This window comes from Aureimonas sp. N4 (genome assembly GCF_001463925.1).
Lineage (GTDB): Bacteria > Pseudomonadota > Alphaproteobacteria > Rhizobiales > Rhizobiaceae > Aureimonas > Aureimonas ureilytica_A.
This window is the reverse complement of the sequence record NZ_BBWS01000001.1, coordinates 1-20,122: the sequence shown is the minus strand read 5'-3', so window position 1 is coordinate 20,122 and position 20,122 is coordinate 1. Positions and strand designations below refer to the sequence as shown.

Below are 20,122 nucleotides of genomic sequence, written 5' to 3'. Positions count from 1 at the left end.
GCCAAGCTGCAACTCAACACATTCAAGTGGAGAGTTCCATGCGCCTTCTTGCAGCGACCGTCGTTTCTCTTCTGCTCGCGTCGCCCGCTCTGGCTGGCTCCGGCAACGTCCTGACGATCGCAGCCGATCCGAGCGCCGCCAACCGGATCGATGCCTTGCTGACGGGCGATGACAACCGCCTCACTCTGTCCCAGACCCGGATCTCTTCGGAGGGCGAGGCCAACACGATCAACGTGCGCGTCAACGGCCATCGCAACGGCACGGGGCGCGGCCAAGCAACGCTGATCGCCGATCTGCCATGGGGAACGCTGACCCAAAGCGGAAACTCCAACGTGATGGATGTTTCCATCACCGGATCAGACAATTTGCTGGCGGCCGTCCAGCGTGGCTCCAGCAACGTGATGAAAACGTCCATTTCGGGTGATGCCAACTGGGCGGCAATCAGTCAAACAGGACAAAACAATCTGGCGTCCTTTTCTCAGACCGGGAATGGGAATATGATCGCGATCACGCAAAGATCTTGGTAAGAACCACGTCGTCGCGACATGTCGCTAAGGGAGATAAGTATGCCTTCTCTGATCTGCAGGACGCTGGCGATCGCTTCTCTCGCGGCGATCCTCCCCGCAGCGCAGGCGATGGCCGACTCGAACATCCTGTCGATCCTGCAGGAGGGCGGCGGCAATACGCTGACGGTGGATCAGTCGCAAGCATCGGATAGTAAGGTCGGCGGCCTTTCGATCAGCAATACTTTGGACAGCCTGTCCTTGACGGGGCAGCTCGATGCAGGGGCGCTGGGAACGTCGAACGGGACCCTGATCACGTCCGGCTCCCGGCAGATGGATGTGCTGCGCGCAACCTCAAAGGCCGAGCTGCCGGCTGTGCAGGACGGCTCGAACAACAGCGCCACTGTGACCCTTTCCGGCTCGAATGGTTTCGTCGGGCTGCTCCAGCAATCTCCCTTGAACGGGACCGGCAACCGGGCGACGGTCAACGTATCAGGCAATGGTCAGGCGCTGGTCGGCCAGCTCGGCGGCAACAACGAAGCCAAGGCCATTCTGGGCGCGGGCGCGAGCCAAGCGGCGATCCTGCAGAAGGGCAACGGGAATTTCGCCGATCTCTCCGTCACCGGCAGCAATGCCAGCGGACAGATCAACCAGATCGGCAATGGGTTGAACAACAGTCTTTCCGTCACCGGCGCGAACACGAGCGCGGCGTTGATCGCCAATGGGGTCAGCAACGGCACCTCGACGCCCGTCACCGTGCAGTCGAACGGCGCCAGCGTCACCATCACGCAGAGCAAGATGTGAGGGGCGTCCATGCGTTTGTCGGCTGCGTCCTGTCTGATCGGCTGTCTTCTGATGGCTAGCCCTCTTCACGCGCAGGATGCGCCTGTCGCGATTGCCTCGATCGCGGTCGAGGGCGGCGCGGGCATGGTGCGTCTCACCGGCCATGCGCTGGGCGTCACCGCCGGGCATGTCGATGCGCGCATGACGATCGAAAAAGGCGGAGCGTCGGGCCGGACCTCCACCACGCAGGGCGGTGCGCTGGATCTCGCCGCCGGGCAGGATGCCACGGTCGCCTCGGTCGGCCTGTCGATCGGCGCGGGCGATCATCTGACGGTCGATCTGGTGCTGATGGATGGCGAGCGCGAGGTCTCGCGCAGCCGGCTCAGCGTCGGTTCCTGACCCCGCCGCGCCATTCGCGCGCGCTCTCTTCGACCATTTGCCGGCAAGGCTCCCTGATGGCGGGCAGCCTCTCGGACCCAAAGCGCTTTTCAAAGGACCACGATGCGCAAGACATCAGCCGCGACGATCCTTGTAGGGGCCATGATGCTGGCCGGTCCGGCCTGGGCCCAGAGCGAGTCGGACTTCGTTCGCGCGTTTGCGGGCGAATGGCAGACGCTCGATCCAGCGCTATCCAAGGACGGGGCCTGCCGGGTGACGCTCGAGGCCGCTTCCAACGCGGCGGGGCATCAGGTGCAAGCCAGCCATTGCGCCGGCGCGCTGGCGGATCTCGCCAACTGGAAGATCGTCGACAGTCAACTGGGCCTGATCGGCGCGGACGGGGCCGTTCTGGCGCGCCTCGGCGGCAACCAGATCCGCGTGAGCGGCTCCTTGGCCAAAGGTGGCACGCTGGTGCTGGAGCGCCTCGCGCCGGGAACGGCGACGACGGCGGCAGCCGTCGCGTCCAATCCCAATACCTGCGTCTTCTACGGCTATACGGCCAGCTGCGCCCCGGCCGAAGCGCGCCAGACGCCGGTGCCGAGCGGCAGCGACGAGAAGGCGCGCGCCTCCGTTCTGGTGCAGCTCAACGCGCGCGCCGAAGCGCGCCCGGATGCGCCTGTCGTCGCGACGATTCCCGCCGGAACCTGCGTCGTGATCGATCAATGCACCACCGCGTCTGATGGAAACTGGTGCAAGGCCTCGGTTTCGAATTTCTCGGGCTGGATCCGGCAGCAGGCCATGCGCGGCAATCGCTGGCCCGTCCTGACCTACGCCCCCGGCTGCTCCGCGCCCCAAGCCCAGCGCTGAGCGTTTCTCGTCCGACACGATGACGAGCGCTCTCGACCCGGCACGCCCGTGCCGGACAGGGAGCGCTTCGTGCTGTTCTGGTGAACGGGCTACGGCCTGGAAACCGGAGCGAAAGCGCTGCGGCGGGACGGGCTCTGGCCGACCGCTCTGACTGCATGATCCGCCGGGAAAGCGTATCCGCTCGATCCGCTCAAGTTTCGCCGCCTTGCCTTCGCGCGAGAGGCGGGCCTGAAAGCCGATCCGGCTTTCAGGCGAGATGCGCCGGCTGGTGCCGTCAGTTGGGCTGATCCGAGCGCAGACGCGCGCCTTCGGGATGGAAGAAGCGCGCGTCGTCCAGTTGGAAGCCGACCTCGAGGCGATCACCCGCGCGGGGCGCCGGCCCTTCGCGCTTCTCGACCACGACCGCCTCGCCGGTGGAGGTGCGGCCATAGACGAAGCTCGTGCCGCCGAGATTTTCCACGACATCCACGACGATCATAAGATGGGCCGCAGCCTCCGGCACGCGGTCGAAATGCTCCGGCCGAATGCCCAGCACGATCTCGCCGCCGCTCTGCGAACTTTGCGCGAGCCAGGCCGGCATGGACAGGAAGGCCCCACCGCATTCCAGGAGGGGACGGTCGGACCTGGTGAGGCGGCCCTTGAGGAAGTTCATCTTCGGGCTTCCGATGAAGCCGGCGACGAAGAGGTTGGACGGGTTCTCGTACAGCTCCAGCGGCGTGCCGACCTGCTCGATCTGCCCCGCGCGCAGGACCACGATCTTGTCGGCGAGCGTCATCGCCTCGGTCTGGTCGTGCGTGACATAGATCATCGTGTTGCCGAGCGCCTGATGCAGCTTGGCGATCTCGACGCGCATCTGCACGCGAAGCTCGGCGTCGAGATTGGACAGCGGCTCGTCGAACAGGAAGACCTTGGGATCGCGCACGATGGCCCGGCCGATGGCCACGCGCTGGCGCTGGCCGCCCGAAAGCTGCGAGGGCTTGCGGTCCATCAGCGCGTCGAGCTGGAGGATGCGGGCGGCCTCGTTCACGCGCGCGGCGATCTCCGCCTTGTTGCGGCCCGCCATGCGCAGGCTGAAGCTCATATTCTCGCGCACGCTCATATGCGGGTAGAGCGCATAGTTCTGGAACACCATGGCGACGCCTCGGTCGGCGGCATCCACATCGTTGACCACTTCGCCGTCGATCGACAACTCGCCCTTGGTGATCGACTCCAGTCCCGCGATCATGCGCAGAAGCGTCGATTTTCCGCAGCCGGACGGGCCGACGAAGACGCAGAACTCGCCGTGCTGGATGTCGAGGTCGATGCCGTGGACCGTTTCCACGCCACTATAGGATTTGCGCACATTGCGCAGTGCGACGTCGGCCATGATTATTCCTCCCCGGCGCGCTCTGCGCTCATCTGCGTCTCCAGGTGCGGCAGCGCCCGCGCCGGTCGCAGCGCGAACACGCGCGCGCTGGCAGCGGTCCCCGAAGCGAGGCGCACGGCCCTTACCGGCTCGTCGCTGTCGATGCGCTTGGTGCCGCACCTGCGCCCGTCATCGGCATAGATTTCGACCAGCCCGACATCCACGAAGACGCGCAGCCGCGACAGGTTCGAGACCGGCGTCGCATAGCGCGGCACGACACGCGCGCCCGGCGGCTCGAACAGGAGTTCCAGGCTCGCGCCGTCGCCGATGAGGGCGAGGCGATGGGTCGGATGGTCCAGCTCCAGTTGGAAGGGCGCGCCGGGCTCGGCGAGTTCGATCAGGATTTCGCCAAGGCCCGCCGGCAGCGCGACGCCCTCGGCAAGGGCGGCGGGGCTTTCGGTAAGCAGTGGGCCTCGCAGCTCGGCCACCGTTTCGACCGGGGGGGTGAGAAGCGCGCCGCCCTGCCAGACGAGCCGGCGCGGAAAGGCCATGGCGCTCGGGAAGTCGCGGTCCTTGAAGAAGTCGGTCCAGTTCGCGGCCCAGGCGAGGCCCATCGGCCCGTGCTCGCCATGAACGAAGCCTTGGAACGCATAGGCGTCGGCGATGAAATCGAGTTCCTGACGCGCGATCGGCTCGAAGCTGCGACCGTCGAAGCGGCCGGTGAGCGCGAAGGAGAGATTGCGCCGGCGCGTCGGCCCGTCGCGATAGCCGATCAGGCCGAAGATCAGAACGAAGAGCCCTTCGCCTTCGCCCGTCAGCGGCACCATGCAGGGGCACTCGACCGGCAGGCTGGGCGAGGAGGGCTCGGCATGGATCGCGCCCACGAAGCGCCAGTCGGCCATACCTTCCGCGTGTTCGCTCTCATAGAGCAGCACGAGGCCGCCCTTGGCGTCCGCGCCGCCGAGCAGCATCTTCCAAAGCCCGTCCGGCCCCCGGAAGACATAGGGATCGCGCAGGTCACGGCCGAAGGCTTCGATCGGTGGCGCGTCCGTGAGAAGGGGTTCGGCCGGGCTGGCGGTCAGAAGATCGCGCGAGGACGCGCCCATCTGCCATTCCATGCGCGGCGCGCGGTCGTCGTCGCGATCGGTGAAGAAGACGGACACGCTCCCGTCCGCCTGCGGCTGGATGGAGCCCGAGAAGGCGCCGCCGACCTTCCTGTCGTCGGCCAGCATATGGGCGGGCGGGTCGAGAAAGATGGGCAGATGCACCCAGTCCACCAGATTGCGGGAAACCGCATGGCCCCAATGCATCGTGTTCCAGCGCTTTCCGTGCGGATAATGCTGGAAGAAGGCATGGGTGACGCCATCGCGCTCGAACAGGCCGTTCGGATCGTTCATCCAGCCGAAGGGCGGCTGGAGATGAAGCGGGAAGCGTCGGCCCTCGTTGTGGTTGCGCTCGGTCGTGAAGAGAAGGCGGATGCCCTCCTCCATGACGCTGGCCGGCGTGTAGACATAGGCGAGCGAGAGCTCGGTGGTCGCCGGGTCATAGGACAGGCGCGCCTCGCCGCTCTGTTCCAGCCGGCAGGTCTGGCGCTGGAAGTCGTCGCTCGCTCCGCCTTCGATCTCGCGCCGGATATCCCCGAGCTCGACGAGAAGCCGGGAGCGCTGGGAGCCCTTCGCGGGCCGGAGCCAGAGGTCCAGAACGTCTCCGCCACGGACAGGGGCGGTAAAATGCATCATGACGGACTCGCCGGCTGGAGCGGTTTGGAAGAGGGAGGCGGTGTGAAGGGTCATGACGCTCAGCCCTTCACGGCCGAGCTGATCAGCGAACTCACGAACCAGCGCTGGAACAGGACGTAGAAGAGAAGCACGGGGGCCATCATCAGCACGGAGGAGGCCATCGCATGATTCCAGTAGATGGAATCGCTGCCGAAATAGCTGGCGATGCCGACCGAGATTGGGCGCGACCAGTTGGACTGCGTGATCATCAGCGGCCAGAGATACTGGTTCCAGGTCTCGATTCCGAGCAGGATCGCGACGGTGGCGAGCGCGGGCGCGCTCATCGGCAGGAAGACCGACCAGTAGATGCGGAAGGGTGAGGCGCCGTCGATCACCGCCGCGTCGTAAAGCTCGCGCGGGATCTGGATGAAGAACTGGTAGAGCAGGAAGATATAGAGCGGGCTCGCGAGCCAGGGCAGAATCTGCGCCGTGAACGTGTCGGCCAAGCCCATCTTGATGACGATGTTCAGAAGCGGCAGGACGATGGATTCCTGCGGCACGATGTAAAGGCCGATCATCAGGGTGAGGATCAGCGCGCGGCCGGGCAAGCGGCCCCAGGCGAGCACGAAGGCGGCCATGGAGTTGACGAGGATGCCGCCGAGGACGGTGAGGCCAAGGATCACCACCGAGTTCAGGAGATAGCGCGCCATGGGCAGCGGCCCGTCGAAGGTCGCGACCTCGCGGTAGTTCTGGAGTGTCGGGTCCGCGACCCAGAAGGCGCGGAAGCTGCCCATGTCGGCCAGAATCTGAAAACGGTCGGGCTTCAGGCTGGCGACGGCCAGAAGGATCAGCGGCGAGACCACGACCAGCGCGATCACGACCACCGAGGCGAGCTTGACGAGATCGACCATCGGCTTGCCGAAGAGCGTCGCGCGCTTGGGCCTGCGGCGGGGGGCGGTGGCCGGGCGGGTGGGGCTGGGCTGCGCGAGGCTCATGTCCGGTCCTTCACGATGGCGCGTTGAACGAGCGAGATGACGAGGACGATCAGGAACAGGATGATCGAGACGGCCGAGGCGAGGCCGAGGCGCTGATCCACGAAGCCGGCGGAATACATGTACTGGACCACCGTGTTGGTGGAGCCGCGCGGCCCGCCCTGCGTCAGGATGTTGACCTGCACGAAGAGCTTGAAGGCCTGGATCGTGGTGATGATCAGCACGAAGATATTGGTCTGGCGCAGGCCCGGCCAGGTGACGTTCCAGAAGCGCTGCCAGCTATTGGCGCCGTCGAGCCGGGCGGCCTCGTAGAGCGATTCCGGGATGTTCTGGAGGCCCGCCAGAAACACCACCATCTGGAAGCCGTAAGCCTGCCAGGCCGACAGGAGCACGATCGAGACCATGGCCCAGCGTGGATCGCCCAGCCAGTCGATCGGCTCCACCGCGCCGAAGGTGACGAAGGAGAGGATCTGATTCAGCGGCCCGGACGGGTACTGGAACAAGGTCGCCCAGATGACGCAGACCACCGCCATGGAGGTGATGGCGGGCAGAAACAGGACGCCCCGGAAGAAGTTGCGCATGGGCAGGCGCTGGTTGATCAGGAGCGCGAGGCCGAGCGCCAGACCGCACTGGATCGGCAGCACCATCAGCGTGAAGCGCGCGACGTTCCAGAGCGCCTGCCAGAAATCGGGGTCGGTCAGAACGCGCGTGAAGTTCTCGATGCCGACGAAGCGCGTCGGCACCGGGCGCGGGATCAGGCGCTGGTTGGTGAGCGCGAGTTCGAAGGACGACAGAAATGGCAGAAGCAGGAAGCCGGCCACGAGCAGGCAGGCGGGCGCCAACATGCCGATTTCCTGAAGACGCCGTTTCGCCCGCCGGCTGCGGCGTCTGGGGACGGGCCGCGCCCCACCGGGCGCAGCGCCGGCCGCTGTGATCTGGTTGGCCATGGTTCCTCCCCGTGGATCGCCCCGCCGGCGAACCAGGCGGCGGGATCGTCTGCCCACTGGCGAGCCTCCGGTGAAACGAGGGTTCACCGGGCACGCGCCAGCCGTTTGGATTTTCGAAGCATTGTCAGGCGGAACGGGGTGCGTTCGGCCTTGGGATCGTCCGGTGCGATCGGTGATCGCGACCTCACCCCGGCGCATCCAATGCGCGGGGGTGAGGTCCTGATGCCGTCAGTTGCCGCCGAACGGGGCGTAGCCGTCATTGTCCTCGATATCGGCGTCGATCTTCTTGGCCGCCTTGGTCAGCTCGTCCTTCGGGTCGGCCCCGTCGAAAATGTCCGTCATGGCCTGCTGGAAGGCGAGCGTGATGGTCGGATAGGCCGGGTGCGGCGGGCGCGGAACGGCGCTTTCGCTGGCCTGCGCGAAGGCGACCGCCATCGGGCCACCGGCGGCATAGACCGGCGAGGCGGCGGCGAAGGATTTCAGGCCCGGAAAGCCCGTGTGCTCTTCGTAGGCTTTGCGGTAGTCGGCGTCCTTCAGCATGAAGCTGACGAACTCGCCCGCGAGCTTGGGCTCGGCCGATGCCTTGTTGATGCCGAAGATCCAGGTGCCGTTCGGGCTGGCGCTCTTCTGCCCGAACTTGGGCAGCGGCATCGCCACGAGATCGTCGCCCATCGTGGCCTTGGCCTCGGCATAGACCCAGTGCCCGCCCCAGGCGAGCGCAGCGGGGCGGCCTTCGGCATAGAACTGGTTGGTGCCCGCCGATTGCGGCACGACCCAGCCGGCCTTGACCCAGCTCTGCATCATGGTCGCGGCATCGATACAGGCTTGGCTGTCGAGCGTGCCTTCCGACTTCCAGGTCGTGCGGTCGATGAGGTCGCAGCCCATGGATTCCAGGATCGGCTCATAGGCGTAGGTGATCCACTCCGTCTTGGTGCCATAGCCGCGGAAGAGATCGATCGGCCATTTCGAAGAGGCGGAAAGCGTCTTCAGCGCGCCCTCGAACTCCTCGCGCGTCCAGGCGTCGGCGACCGAAGTCGGAATGCGAATCTTGGCCGCTTCCAGCTGCTTGCGGCTGCCGTAGAGAACCACGGTCGAGTCGGTGAGGCCGATGGCGTAGAGGCCCTTGTCCGGCGGGTAGGTGCCCTGCGAGACGTTGGAGGGCGTCATGTCGTCGATCAGGGCCTGCTCCACGAGGCCGGTCACGGGCTGGAGATAACCGGACCAGACGTAATTGGCGAGGAAGGGCGCGTCGAGCTGGATGATATCCGGCAGATTGCCGGTCGAGGCCATGGCGCCGAACTTCTCGTTCTAGGCGTCGTGCGGCGTGTTGATCAGCTCGATCTTGGTGCCGGGATGGGCCGCCTCGAAGCGGGAGGCCGCGCCTTGGATCGCCGCGATCTCGAACGGGTCGCCCTGGAACATGATCTTCAGGTCGGCAGCCTCAGCCGCGCCTGACGCCAGCGCCGCGAGCGAAGCGGCACCCGCCAGGACGGCAAGAGCCTTTTGATGAATGCGCATCGGTTTTCTCCCATCAGGCTTTCGCTTGGGCCTCAGACCGAGGCGCGTTCCACAAGGCGAAAGGGCACTTCCTCCACGGTCGCGGGCAGCGCGCGCTGCCCGGACAGCATCTCTCCGGCAAGCCGTCCCATCTCCCGGTGGGGCAGCGCCATGGTGGTCAGCGGCGGGTCGAGCCGAGCCGCGATCTCCATCTGATTGTCGAAGCTCGCGACGGCGACATCGCCGGGCACATCCAGCCCGGCGCGGCGCAGCGCATTATAGGTTTCGAGCGCCACGCGGTCGTTGCCGCACAGGATCGCGTCGGGCCGCTCGCCCGCACCCGCGAACCAGTCCGCGATGTGGCTGCCAACAAGGCTCGGGGCGCGGTCGGAATAGAGCTCGGCGGTGGCCGGGCGCAGCCATGTCTCGTTGGGCTGGAGACCCGCCTCGCCATGCGCGTCGCGAAAGCCGCTCTCGCGCAAGCTGGCGGCGACGAGGCCCGGCAGGTTCAGAAAGGCGATCCGACGCCGCCCGCGCGACAGGAGATGCGCCGTCACCATGCGCCCCGCCGCGCGCTCGGCCGGCACGAGAGCCGGCACGGCGTCGCTCGCCTCGCGGCAGTTCACCATCAGCGCGATCGTGTCGGTGAGCGAAGGAGGCAGCGTCACCGTGCGATGGTACATGCTGGCATAGACGATGCGCTGAGGCATGAGCCGCTTGAGTTCGGCCACCTCCGCCTCGACATCGTCCCGTCCGCGCAGGTTCGACACGATGAGGCGCAGGCCGCCGAGGCGCAGCACATTGTCGAAGCTGCGCACGATCTCGGTCGCGAAGGGCTGGGTGATGACGCCTTCCGCCACCATGCCGACGATCGGCAAAGTTCCCTGCCGCATTCCGCGCGCCACGAGGTTCGGGACATAGCCGAGTTCGTTGGCCAAAGCCCGGATGCGGTGGCGCGTTTCATCCGACATGCGAATCGACGGGTTGTGCAGCGCCCCCGACACCGTCTTCACCGACACGCCGAGGCGGGTCGCTATGTCCTGCATGGAAACACGGGATCGGGTCATATCATAACTTGGGTTATCGATTACTCATTTCGATAGCCGAGTACGGAATGTCCGTCAATATGGATAGGCCCTCTCGCGATGGCCGGCTGCTCGCGATCCGGGGTGCAAGTGTTTCCGAGTCGGATGAGGGGGAGCGGAGTGCAAGAGCGGCCGACCGATGCGGCCCACAAATCAACATAAGGAGAGCGTCATCAACTTTTCGGGAACTGCGGAGAACCCATCCGAGTTTCCAGTGCGACGAAACCACACCTGCTTCATTTGGAGGTTCCCATGCGCAAGACTGCGACGATCGCTCTGTTCACCGCCCTCACACTCGCGGCTGGCCCGTCTTACGCCGCAGGTTGCCTCAAGGGCGCGGCGGTGGGTGCCGTTGGCGGTCATTTCGTCGGCAAGGGACATTCGGTGGCCGGTGCGGCACTGGGCTGTGCCGTCGGCCATCATCGGGCCAAGGTCGATGCGCGCCAGCAGGCGCAGCAGCAAAAGGCGCAGGCTGCTCAGCAGGCTCCCAATCAGCCGGTGCCCAACAAGTAGAAATTTTTGGCCCTCACATGGGACGCGTATCGGCGTCCCGAGTCCGTTCCGATGTGAAGCCTGATGGCAAACGGAGCCTCGCCATAGCGAGGCCCATTCCGCATCTTTCAGGCTTCTGGCGCTGGCGGCGATCTTTGAGGGCATCTCTCACGGCAACGCGCCTTGGACCGGCTGCGTAACGCTTCAGATTTGGCGCGGCCGCACTCCTCGCTCGGCTGCGCTACCCCGGCCGCATTCGCTGCCTGACTTGAACAGCAACGGGCGGGTTTAACCCCGCCCGTTGCTTCAATTGCGCTCATGCGCGACAACACCAGTCGGTCTTTGGTTGCCGCTGAATGAAAGACTGGGGTCGCGTCAGCATCAACGTGCCGACCGCAACGCGAGCGTCACCGCCACAAGTGCGGATAGCCTCATCGATCGCCTTGTCCAGATCGTGCTTCAACGAAAGGACCGTGAGCCGTTCCGCAATTCTCGACATGGCCCCGCCTCATGAATCCATACGCTGACCATGACGCCTAACGGCCTTGCTGGAAAGACCATGTTCCTATGTTGTTCATAAGCTTAGGAACAGGGGCCGCGTATGTTGCAGGCGATACGGAGTTTCGAGGAAGGGCTGCGCAAGGGCTTGGGCCTCGTCATACGCTGCGATCCGTGCAACGCGCGGACCATCTATCGCTGCATCGATTTCCAAGGGTTCATCGCGCCGGGCGCCGACATCGAGGCGTTGAACTGGCGGTGCTCAGGTTGCCGGACTCGGGCCGCCTACGTCCGTTACACGCTTCTAGGCGATTGGGAGCGTGAGAGTTTGGCGCAGTGGAAGGCACCGGGGTGGATGCGGCCGCGCTGAAAGGGGCAGAGTCATGCAAATCAGCCTTCCAGGATCGGCACGCTATCGCCTCATCGCCCGACCTCGACGGTCACGATTGGCTCTGAAGCGGCAACAGGACGACCTTGGGTCGCTTTCCCAAATCGGCGCTCACTGAAACGTTGCGGCCACCATGTTTGGCTTCATACAGCGCCCGATCCGCCCGAGCGTAGGAGGCCATGACTTCCCCTTCGCCGATCCTTGCAAGGCCGATGCTCGCGGTCACCGAAAGATTGGTTGGCAATTGAGGTCCGCCGACCCGTGAAACCCGTCCACGCAAGCGATCCGATATGTGAAGCGCCTCAATCGGCGTCACACCATTGAGCGCGATAGCAAACTCCTCACCGCCGACGCGTCCCACGAAATGCGGGGCCTTGAGTGCTTCGCTCAGGGAGCGACCGACCTCTGCGATCACGAAATCGCCAACGAGGTGACCGTAGGTATCGTTGATCCGTTTGAAATGATCGATATCCACGATGCCGAGCGTCATGTCGGCACCCGACGCTTGAGCTTGATCCAAAAGAGCGAAAAAGCCCCGACGGTTCAGCAGCCCTGTCTGGATGTCCGTGACAGCCAGCGTTTCGAGACGGTCCTTGAGTTCGAACAAACGAAGGTTCGCGCGTGCCAGGAGGCTCAAGAACAAGAGCGACATTGCTGACGCGAGCAGAGTTGTCTGGACGAACGACGGCCAGATCCGATCGGGCTGCGTATAAAGATTGATCAAGGCATCCGCGCCGTCTGTCGCCGCGACGATCACTAACGTCGCAAACGCGACCTTGGCTCGCATCTCCCGGCGGCTTCGGATCGCCGTCAGTTCCGTCAAGCTGAATGCCATGATCCGAAATCCCCGTTTGAGGGATCCTAGGCCATGCCTCTTTCTGAACCCTGAATGGCGCTGACATGCTGTGTCTTGGCGGGGAACCCGGGTTGCCGGAACGGGATCGTGCGATCAGGGCTTCGACGGCATGAAACCGATGGTGCCTGTCCGGAGAAAGTTCGATCTCATATGGCAGAGAAGCGAAAACGCCCCTGCCGGGGGAGGACCGGCAAGGGCGTTGAGAGAAGCCGAAGGTGGGAGGAACCGTTCGGCCAGTCCGCTTCAGATGGGGAGGACCAGTTGAAGCAAAAAGGGGGAAACTTAAGAGCGGACCGCCTGACGGGCGATGGCCGGGATGTCGGAGCGGGCGATGCCGAGGTCGGCGAGTTCGCGCTGCGAGAGACGGTTCAGCTCGGCGGCCGTGTTGCGATACTGGCGCCAGGTGCTGAAGGAGCGAGCGAGGGACATGATGTCTTGCCTTTCGTGTCCGGCCTCTCATCGGTGGTGGCCGGCATGTGCGTGTTCTTCCGATGCGCAGAACCTACGCCTTCCGCTGATCGGGCAGTAGCGCAAAGCTCGAAGAGGAGCTTTGCAGTCCCTCGCTATCGAGTGCCCGCACGTCCGACATGCGGCTGGCGCATGGATCGGGCCACGTATCCCATCTCGCAAAAGGTGCTTCCTCTCGCTCGGCTATCCGCCGATCTCGGCGCCGCCATGGACTCATCCTGCCATGTCGGCAAATCCCTTGCCAGCGTGCCGGAGCGCATCCGATCCCTCTCCGCAAACCCATACTTGCAACAGGTTCATGCAGAGACGCGGCGGCAAAAGGACTGGGGCTGAAACCTCAGCGGGCCGTTGATTCACTCGGTCCGCTCGAGGGTTAAGCCCCAGTTCCAACAGAGAGACCTACTCACTTCTTGTGAGTTTCGTCACGCCGGGGAGCCCTCGAGAAGCGAGGCAACGAACGCCGTGTTGAACTGGCCGTCTCTGAAACGAGGATGATCAAGGACGCGCTTGTGGAACTGCGCTGTCGTCGTGACGCCATCGATAACAAGTTCATCGAGTGCGAGCAGCATCCGGGCGATGGCCTCGTCTCTGTTGTTTCCCCAGCAAATGAGTTTGCCGACCATACTGTCGTAGAACGGCGGGATCACATAGTTGGTCTCGATGTGAGTATCCAGCCTGACGCCGAAACCACCGGGCGCACGAAAATTATGAATTGTCCCGGGGCTGGGTGCAAACGCATGGTCGGGATCCTCCGCATTGATCCGACACTCGATGGCGTGACCTCTGAGACGGATGTCCTCCTGACGCAGTGCAAGCGGAATGCCGCTGGCGATTTGCAGCTGAAGTTTTATGAGATCGACACCCGTGACCATCTCGGTGACGGGATGCTCCACCTGGATACGGGTGTTCATCTCGATAAAGTAGTATTGACGCTCTATATTATCGAAGACGAATTCGACAGTTCCTGCATTGCGATAGCCAACCTCGCGGCAGAGAGCAACGGCAGCCGCGGCCAACCCTTCTCGCAACTCGGGATTGAGGGCGAAGGAAGGCGACTCTTCAATCAGCTTTTGGTTCCGTCTCTGCGCCGTGCAGTCACGCTCGCCTAAATGCAACGTCTGCTCGCCATCCGAGATCACTTGGATCTCGATATGGCGAATGTCGACCAAGTAACGCTCGATATAGACGGAAGGATCGTTGAAGGCGACTTCCGCCTCTGACATGATCTCCGACAGGTCTTTCTTGAGCGTATCGGGCGAACGCACGACGCGCATACCGCGACCGCCCCCGCCGGCGGCCGCCTTGATCAGCAATGGATAACCGACGTCGCTCGCGACCGCCAAGGCCTCCTGATAGTCGGAGATAGCACCGATGGAACCGGGCACCGTTGGAACCTTCGCGCGGTGAGCGATCTTTTTGGCTTCAATCTTGTCGCCCATGCTGCGGATGACGTGACTGGCCGGGCCTACAAAGCCTACGCCCTCCTTCTCGCACATCTCGACGAAATCGGCGTTCTCGGAGAGAAAGCCGTAACCGGGATGAATGGCATCGATTTTGAAGGCGAGCGCCGCACCCAGAATGGCCTGCGGATTGCGATAGCTCGACTTCGGATGTGCAGTGCCGACGCAGACGGCCTGATCGGCAAGTCGCACCGGCAAGGAGTTCGCATCCGCCTCCGAATGGGCCAACACGCTTCGAATCCCAAGCTCCTTGCAGGCTCGGATGATGCGCAGCGCGATCTCGCCCCGGTTGGCGATCAGCACGGATTTCAAAAGCTGCGGCATTCCGTCTTTCCTCTGCGCCTGGAACCCGTCACGCATCACGCTTGATGACAATGAGCGACTGCCCGAACTCAACCGCCTGCTCGTTTTCGACCAAAATGCGCGTCACAGTTCCTGAAACACCCGCCTCGATATTGGTCATCAGCTTCATGACTTCGACGATGCACACCACCGTATCCGCGCGGACCTTGTCGCCGACTGCCACGAAGTCTTCCGCCCCGGGTTTTGGCTTGGCGTAGAAAACTCCAACCATAGGCGCTTTGACGATGACCTCGTCGTCGGCGAGCGCGTCTTTGACCGCTTGCTTGGCAGCTTGGGGCATCGGATTCGTGTCAGGGGCAGGCTGCGCGACCGGCGCAGGCGCCGAAGGGGGGATAGCGGCTACCTGATGGATGGGTGGTGAGTCTACTCGCTGCTCGCGAGACAGAAAGATCTCGACATCGGCGAACTTCAGTGAGAACTGCGAAATATTTTCCGTTACGCTGATCCAGTCGACGATAGCCTTGAGTTCTTTCAGATCAGGCGACTTATCCGGCATTTTCTAACCCCTTCTTCAGGCTGATTGAAAGCTCTGCGGACCGAACGGCGGTCGTTCCCACGCTCATTTTCCCGTAGAGCGATTGGACGAGTTCAAGCAGAGGATATTGCCGCTCGCCTCCGGAAACGTACGAGGCTACAGTCTTCTTCATCTCATCGACCTGCGACCCCGGGAACATTGCGCGCAGCAAAAGATGATCTATATCCTCGTCCGGATATTGCTTTCTGAGACTTGGCAACATCGGCTCTATAAGCGACGGCTCCAGCGGGATATCCGAGGCGCCGTTGGCGATGATGCGAGCACGAAGATCAGGCGCGATAGGCGCAAGCAGCTTGCCATAGTAACCAAGCACGTATTTCTTGATCTCGTTTGGAACAATGCCGTAGCGCTCGCCTGAAATGACATTCATCACAGCTTGCGTCCCCACAAACTGGGCGAATGGCGTGATCATGATTGGATAGGCGAGTTCCTCTCGTACACGCCCGACTTCGTGAAGAAGTTCGTCGAAACGATGCGAGAGCCCGGCTGTCGCGAGTTGCGAATGAAAATTCGATAGCATCCCGCCGGGTAGTTGATGCATGTAGTGGAGGCCGTCATAGGCCACCGGCCTTCCGAGGGGCTTCTCCTCGGTCTCGGCAATCTCGGTCAGTCTTTTACCGATAGCATCGATCCGTGCGTCATCCACATGGACCACATAACCGAGCGCACGCAGATCGCGCACAATGGCTTGAGTTGCAGGCTGCCCGTTACCATTGGCGAGAGGCGCAATCGACGTGTGAAGCACATCAGCGCCGAGTTCGACCGCCTCGAGATAGACAAGAGGAGCAAGTCCCGTCAGGCAATGGCTGTGGATCTCAAGCGGTCGGTCACCGATGACGTCCTTGATGGCGGGAACCAAGGTCCGAATACGCTCAGGCGTCAGAAGACCCCCGGCATCCTTCAGCATGATCGCATCGACATCCGTCTTTTCCAGGTACTCCCTTGCCTTTTCAATATAAAGGGCATCGGTGTGGACCGGACTTTCGCAAAAAGCGAGTGCACCGAAGGTTGATGCGCCCAACTTTTTCGCTTGAATTAGACCCGGCGCAATATTGTCGATATCGTTCAGCCCATCGAACGATCCGATGACTCGGAATCCATTAGCGTAGAGTCGGTCCACCCACGCTTCAATGACATCATCGGCCAGAAAGTCGAACGAGGCGATATTCTTCGACCGGATGAGCGCCCGGAATCTGGCATTTGGCGCATGCCGATGAGCCAGGCGAACCCGCTCCCAAGGATCCTCCTTGAGATAACGAACCGCGACATCGAACTGAATCGGTGCCATCAGGTCCACCTGATGGAAGTTCGCTGCGTCGAAATCTTCTGTCATGGACAGAATGTGATCGGTTCGCATCCGCGTAGCCCAAAGGCTCTGGTGAGCGTCGCGCAGCGTCGTATCAACGATCTTGATCTCACGGCGACTCCCCGCTGGTCGCCCCCCCTTGCTCATGAGCGATGCGATTGTTTCCGAAGTGCGCACGTGCAGCCTTTCTAAGATTCTCGTGTCTTGAGTTGCTACTCGACTACTGAGACGCCGAAATTTTAACGAATAAGCGGGAGTTTTCCGGCCTGCGCATCGGAGAAAAACGCCACTTAATATTACATGATACTGAATTTTATATTGGTGACAGCTGCGCCCCGCATTGCGCACGCGGATATGACCGATGAGCAATGTCCTTCAGCAAAGACGCCTCTCGTTATTGTTCCATATATTGAACTTAGATCATTAGGTTGAATGATACGGCGGGCCGCTTGATTGTCAAGCTGGTCGGTCGGGCTTTCCGTGGTTTCGCGCATAGCGACGGATGAGGCCAATCTTGGGTAAGGATGCTGCCGCCGAGAAGCGCCTGCAGCGGGTACGGGCCGGGGCGGGGGAATTGGGGAGCGCTGGGTCGGAGTGGATTTTTGAAGCGCCAGCGCTCGATGCCGTGTTCGGTGTCTCCCCTTTATTCGGCGTGCTGCGGTTCTAGCGCTCCTGAGCAGGCGTCTCGTCTTGGTGCCGCCGGTTGGTGAGCGCTCCGGGGCATCGGGCCGATGCTGTCGCCGGCCTTTGTCGTCATAATCGACGATCCCGACCGGTTCTCGAACTGGAAGGCCGTCGGGTCCGCTCTGGTGCCTCGGCTCAACCCATCTGGGGAAATGAAGCGGATCGAGCGCATCTCGCACTACGGCCACGCGATGATGCGCGGCCTGTTGTCCGAGGCGGCCCCGATGCTGCTGACCCATGGCTGCGGATGGTCAGGGCTGAGGGCCTGGGCAGCGAACCTGCCCCAAGCGGCACGGGACGAAACCAGCCATCGTCGCACTATCGCGGCGCTTGGCCGTCACCGTTCACCGCTTCTGGGGATGGGAGCAAATTCCAATGGACACGGGCAACGGCAGGAGCTGCGCTTGGCGAGAACAAGCGCCTTCAGGAACAGGCCGATCATCCCCAACGCTGAACAGGGAAGCGCAACAGATGGAACTGCCTCGCTCATTCCGATCCCATCAGGGGAGAGCCCACCCGGTTCGATCCGAAGAGAAGCGCGACAGCCAAGGGATCACACATCAGCCAAGGCGAGGCGTCAGCTCAGGGGCGCTCGACCTCGACACACCGAATAGAGAAGAGCCCGAGAGGGAGCGTTTTACGCCACTGGCCTATCTGGACCTGCAGCAACACCCATGCGTTGTGACAATCTGCCGGCGATCGAGATCATTCGGGCGCCGAGTTCTTCAATGATGTCCTGTGTCGAATCGCTGCGAAGCAGACTGGTCGCTATGCCTGCAATCACCTTGCCAGAATGATCGCGGATAACAGAGCCGATACAGATGATTCCGGCACGCACCTCGCCATCATCAATAGAATAGCCGCGTTGGCGTATGATCTGCAATTCTTTCCTGAGTTCATCAAGCGAGGAAACGCTTTGCGTCGTCATGGGGGCTGGAAAACGACCATCCAGCATCTCAACCAGGTCTGCGTCGGGCAGCTGTGAGAGAAGCATCTTGCCCGTTGCCGTAAAGGGAGCAGGCAGACGCATGCCGATCCTGAATGTCAAACCCAAGGGCTGATTGGAGTTTCGACATCCGATGTAGACGACGTGATCGCCATCCAGAACCGCCAGCGTAATCGTATACTGCGAAAGGGCTGTATCCACGGCAAAGAATTCTTGAAATGCCGATACAACATCGACCTCTGCCAGAAAACCGTGTGCCCAGCGCATCAGGTGAGGGCCAAGCTTAAATGAGCCATTTGAACTTTTCACGAGGACGTTGAGTTCAACCATGACTTTCAAAAGTCCATGCACGGTACTTTTGGGTAAGGAAAGACCTCGGGTTATCTCCGCAGCGTTCAGTGATCCGTCGGAGCCGGCTACGAGGTCAAGAATCTGGAACGCTCGGCGCAGTGCGGGAACATTTTCCTCCGTGCGACCCTCGATCTGGCTTGTGGGAGCCTCTCTTGACATCGTCATTTTCTCCTCAGTATAGTTCATTTGGTCGATCATAGTTCAATATGGTGAACCAAGCAAGCTAGAGGTTGGAATGTGAAGCGGTCGCCCGATCGATTGATCATATGCTCGCCGAATACTGTCAGCCCCAAAATTAGCCTCGGAGCTTGTGCTGTCAAACAGCTGTTGTCGTTTCATCCAAGCGAGCGCAAGTCGTTTCTGCAAGATCGGGTGCGTCCAGCAAACGAAGCTGATCCAATCGAAAAAGAAATAGGGGAGGAGAATGAATATTTCTGACGATGTAGTAGTCGTAACGGGTGGCGCGAGCGGCATTGGCGAGGCGTGTGCATCCGTTCTTGCGCAGTCCGGAGCGAAGGTAGCGATCCTGGATCGCAATCTTGATCTGTCGGAAGCCGTCGCGAAGAAATTGGGCGGCCGTGCCTTCGAAGTCGATGTGACCGACGAGAAAAGCGTTATCGCTGCCATCGAAGCGGTGGAACGTGAGTTCGGACCGATTGCAGGTGGTGTTACCTCGGCCGGTATTGTTCAGCCGCCCTTTCCTGCCGCAACGTTACCCCTGGACATCTATGATCGCGTCCATGCCATCAATACACGGGGCACATTCCTGTGCTTGAGAGAGATGGGGCGTCATATGCTGAAGCGCGCCTCTGGTAGCCTTGTAGCGATCAGCTCGATTACTGCAAGATGTTCCACACCTCTGTATTCCTACGGTCCCGGTAAAGCCGCGATATCAAACCTTGTTGCGGGCCTAGCGGTCGAATGGGGCAGAGGCGGATTGCGTGTCAATTCCGTGGAGCCCGGGTACACCCGCACCCCCGCGCTGCAAGCGCAGATCGACAGCGGAATGCGCGATGAGACGCGCATGACTGCCAACACGGCGATGGGCCGAATGGTGGAAACGACCGAGGTCGCAAACGTCGTGGCCTTTCTAATCTCGAGTGCATCGTCAGCTGTCACTGGTGTTTCCATTCCCGTCGATGTGGGCTTTGCATTAGCGGGAAGCTGGGCTCCTTATGGGGGTGTTCCAGGCGCGGATAATAGGGTCTTCGGCAAGATGTCTGGCGCGTAGGCCGACACCCCTTTTAAGCCCCTGCCGCAGAAGTCTGATGGGACGATGCTCCCGCAGGACGGTTGGAACTACAGTTGCGTTTCATGTTTGATATGAGATGCACGCGCGACGACTTGGTGTTCCTCCCCAGAGCGACCCTCGCGGCGGCGTGGCCGACGTTGATACGTCGCCTCGCCAGGCGACAGGCGACGCGGCGGATTTCCTGGACGGACCAGCGGATCATCGAGGAGTTCAAGGCTTTGGCTTTGAGCTCCTTTTTAACCGCTATCACACCATCGGCCTTGTGACGGATCGCACTCATTAGGGCGAAGGCCAGCATGACGAGCGAGACGTGGCGGTGCCAGCCGTGCCAGGGACGCGTTTCATTGTGGTCGAGGCCGAGTTCGGTCTTGACCGTCTCGCAGCTGTTCACGATCGCCCATCGCTAGG

18 protein-coding genes and 2 pseudogenes are annotated in these 20,122 nt (G+C 62.2%); 7 read left to right on the top strand and 13 right to left on the bottom strand.

Annotation, left to right across the window (positions count from 1 at the left end):
* Positions 1-38 precede the first annotated feature (38 nt).
* From AUL28_RS00095 to AUL28_RS00080, 4 genes are all read left to right on the top strand, one after another.
* A complete protein-coding gene (locus AUL28_RS00095) occupies positions 39-527 on the top strand; it encodes a hypothetical protein (protein ID WP_058598831.1) in 489 nt (162 codons plus the stop codon).
* Positions 528-566: 39 nt separating this feature from the next.
* A complete protein-coding gene (locus AUL28_RS00090) occupies positions 567-1,307 on the top strand; it encodes a hypothetical protein (protein ID WP_062230100.1) in 741 nt (246 codons plus the stop codon).
* A gap of 51 nt (positions 1,308-1,358) precedes the next feature.
* On the top strand, positions 1,359-1,685 hold the full coding sequence (gene csgH / locus AUL28_RS00085) for a curli-like amyloid fiber formation chaperone CsgH (RefSeq protein WP_153003634.1): 327 nt from the start codon (positions 1,359-1,361) through the stop codon (positions 1,683-1,685).
* 102 nt (positions 1,686-1,787) lie between these two features.
* Positions 1,788-2,531 (top strand): SH3 domain-containing protein, encoded by a 744-nt coding sequence (locus AUL28_RS00080; protein ID WP_062230097.1) that lies wholly within the window; start codon positions 1,788-1,790, stop codon positions 2,529-2,531.
* A 274-nt stretch (positions 2,532-2,805) separates the two neighbouring features.
* Here the strand turns inward: AUL28_RS00080 and AUL28_RS00075 are convergent, their stop codons facing one another.
* The 6 genes and pseudogenes from AUL28_RS00075 to AUL28_RS00050 form a co-directional block, all read right to left on the bottom strand.
* A complete protein-coding gene (locus tag AUL28_RS00075; RefSeq protein WP_062230095.1) occupies positions 2,806-3,897 on the bottom strand; it encodes an ABC transporter ATP-binding protein in 1,092 nt (363 codons plus the stop codon).
* 2 nt (positions 3,898-3,899) lie between these two features.
* Entirely contained in the window at positions 3,900-5,669 is a 1,770-nt protein-coding gene (locus AUL28_RS00070) for a GH32 C-terminal domain-containing protein (RefSeq protein WP_062230093.1), read from the bottom strand.
* Between the two features lie 5 nt (positions 5,670-5,674).
* Positions 5,675-6,505: a carbohydrate ABC transporter permease gene (locus tag AUL28_RS00065; protein WP_062230290.1), complete on the bottom strand. Its 831-nt coding sequence runs from the start codon at positions 6,503-6,505 to the stop codon at positions 5,675-5,677.
* An 80-nt stretch (positions 6,506-6,585) separates the two neighbouring features.
* Entirely contained in the window at positions 6,586-7,533 is a 948-nt protein-coding gene (locus tag AUL28_RS00060) for a carbohydrate ABC transporter permease (RefSeq protein ID WP_062230090.1), read from the bottom strand.
* Between the two features lie 228 nt (positions 7,534-7,761).
* Positions 7,762-9,045, bottom strand: a pseudogene (locus AUL28_RS00055) (ABC transporter substrate-binding protein).
* A gap of 38 nt (positions 9,046-9,083) precedes the next feature.
* The gene (locus AUL28_RS00050) at positions 9,084-10,097 is read right to left on the bottom strand and encodes a LacI family DNA-binding transcriptional regulator (protein ID WP_062230088.1); all 1,014 of its coding nucleotides are present in this window, start codon (positions 10,095-10,097) and stop codon (positions 9,084-9,086) included.
* Between the two features lie 270 nt (positions 10,098-10,367).
* On the opposite strand from AUL28_RS00050, the gene AUL28_RS00045 reads away from it, so the two are divergent.
* Positions 10,368-10,628, top strand: coding sequence for a hypothetical protein (locus AUL28_RS00045; RefSeq protein WP_058634459.1), 261 nt, complete (start codon positions 10,368-10,370; stop codon positions 10,626-10,628).
* Positions 10,629-11,545: 917 nt separating this feature from the next.
* On the opposite strand, the gene AUL28_RS00035 is transcribed toward AUL28_RS00045, so the two are convergent.
* From AUL28_RS00035 to AUL28_RS00020, 5 genes are all read right to left on the bottom strand, one after another.
* On the bottom strand, positions 11,546-12,328 hold the full coding sequence (locus tag AUL28_RS00035) for a GGDEF domain-containing protein (protein ID WP_062230084.1): 783 nt from the start codon (positions 12,326-12,328) through the stop codon (positions 11,546-11,548).
* A 303-nt stretch (positions 12,329-12,631) separates the two neighbouring features.
* The gene (locus tag AUL28_RS21915) at positions 12,632-12,778 is read right to left on the bottom strand and encodes a DUF1127 domain-containing protein (RefSeq protein ID WP_082640129.1); all 147 of its coding nucleotides are present in this window, start codon (positions 12,776-12,778) and stop codon (positions 12,632-12,634) included.
* A gap of 461 nt (positions 12,779-13,239) precedes the next feature.
* Positions 13,240-14,601, bottom strand: coding sequence for an acetyl-CoA carboxylase biotin carboxylase subunit (accC, locus tag AUL28_RS00030; RefSeq protein ID WP_062230082.1), 1,362 nt, complete (start codon positions 14,599-14,601; stop codon positions 13,240-13,242).
* A gap of 28 nt (positions 14,602-14,629) precedes the next feature.
* A complete protein-coding gene (gene accB / locus AUL28_RS00025) occupies positions 14,630-15,136 on the bottom strand; it encodes an acetyl-CoA carboxylase biotin carboxyl carrier protein (protein ID WP_058634462.1) in 507 nt (168 codons plus the stop codon).
* Entirely contained in the window at positions 15,126-16,658 is a 1,533-nt protein-coding gene (locus AUL28_RS00020; protein WP_202814868.1) for a pyruvate carboxylase subunit B, read from the bottom strand. The genes accB and AUL28_RS00020 overlap by 11 nt, the downstream gene beginning before the upstream one ends.
* 545 nt (positions 16,659-17,203) lie before the next feature.
* On the opposite strand from AUL28_RS00020, the gene AUL28_RS23635 reads away from it, so the two are divergent.
* The gene (locus tag AUL28_RS23635) at positions 17,204-17,779 is read left to right on the top strand and encodes a transposase (RefSeq protein WP_374701396.1); all 576 of its coding nucleotides are present in this window, start codon (positions 17,204-17,206) and stop codon (positions 17,777-17,779) included.
* A gap of 23 nt (positions 17,780-17,802) precedes the next feature.
* On the opposite strand, the gene AUL28_RS00015 is transcribed toward AUL28_RS23635, so the two are convergent.
* Positions 17,803-18,648, bottom strand: coding sequence for an IclR family transcriptional regulator (locus AUL28_RS00015; protein WP_244493359.1), 846 nt, complete (start codon positions 18,646-18,648; stop codon positions 17,803-17,805).
* 238 nt (positions 18,649-18,886) lie between these two features.
* Between AUL28_RS00015 and AUL28_RS00010 the strand changes: the two genes are divergently transcribed.
* A complete protein-coding gene (locus AUL28_RS00010) occupies positions 18,887-19,693 on the top strand; it encodes an SDR family NAD(P)-dependent oxidoreductase (protein ID WP_082640127.1) in 807 nt (268 codons plus the stop codon).
* A gap of 274 nt (positions 19,694-19,967) precedes the next feature.
* Here the strand turns inward: AUL28_RS00010 and AUL28_RS22445 are convergent.
* Positions 19,968-20,117 (bottom strand): annotated as a pseudogene (locus tag AUL28_RS22445) (IS701 family transposase); the annotation flags it as partial.
* Positions 20,118-20,122 lie beyond the last annotated feature (5 nt).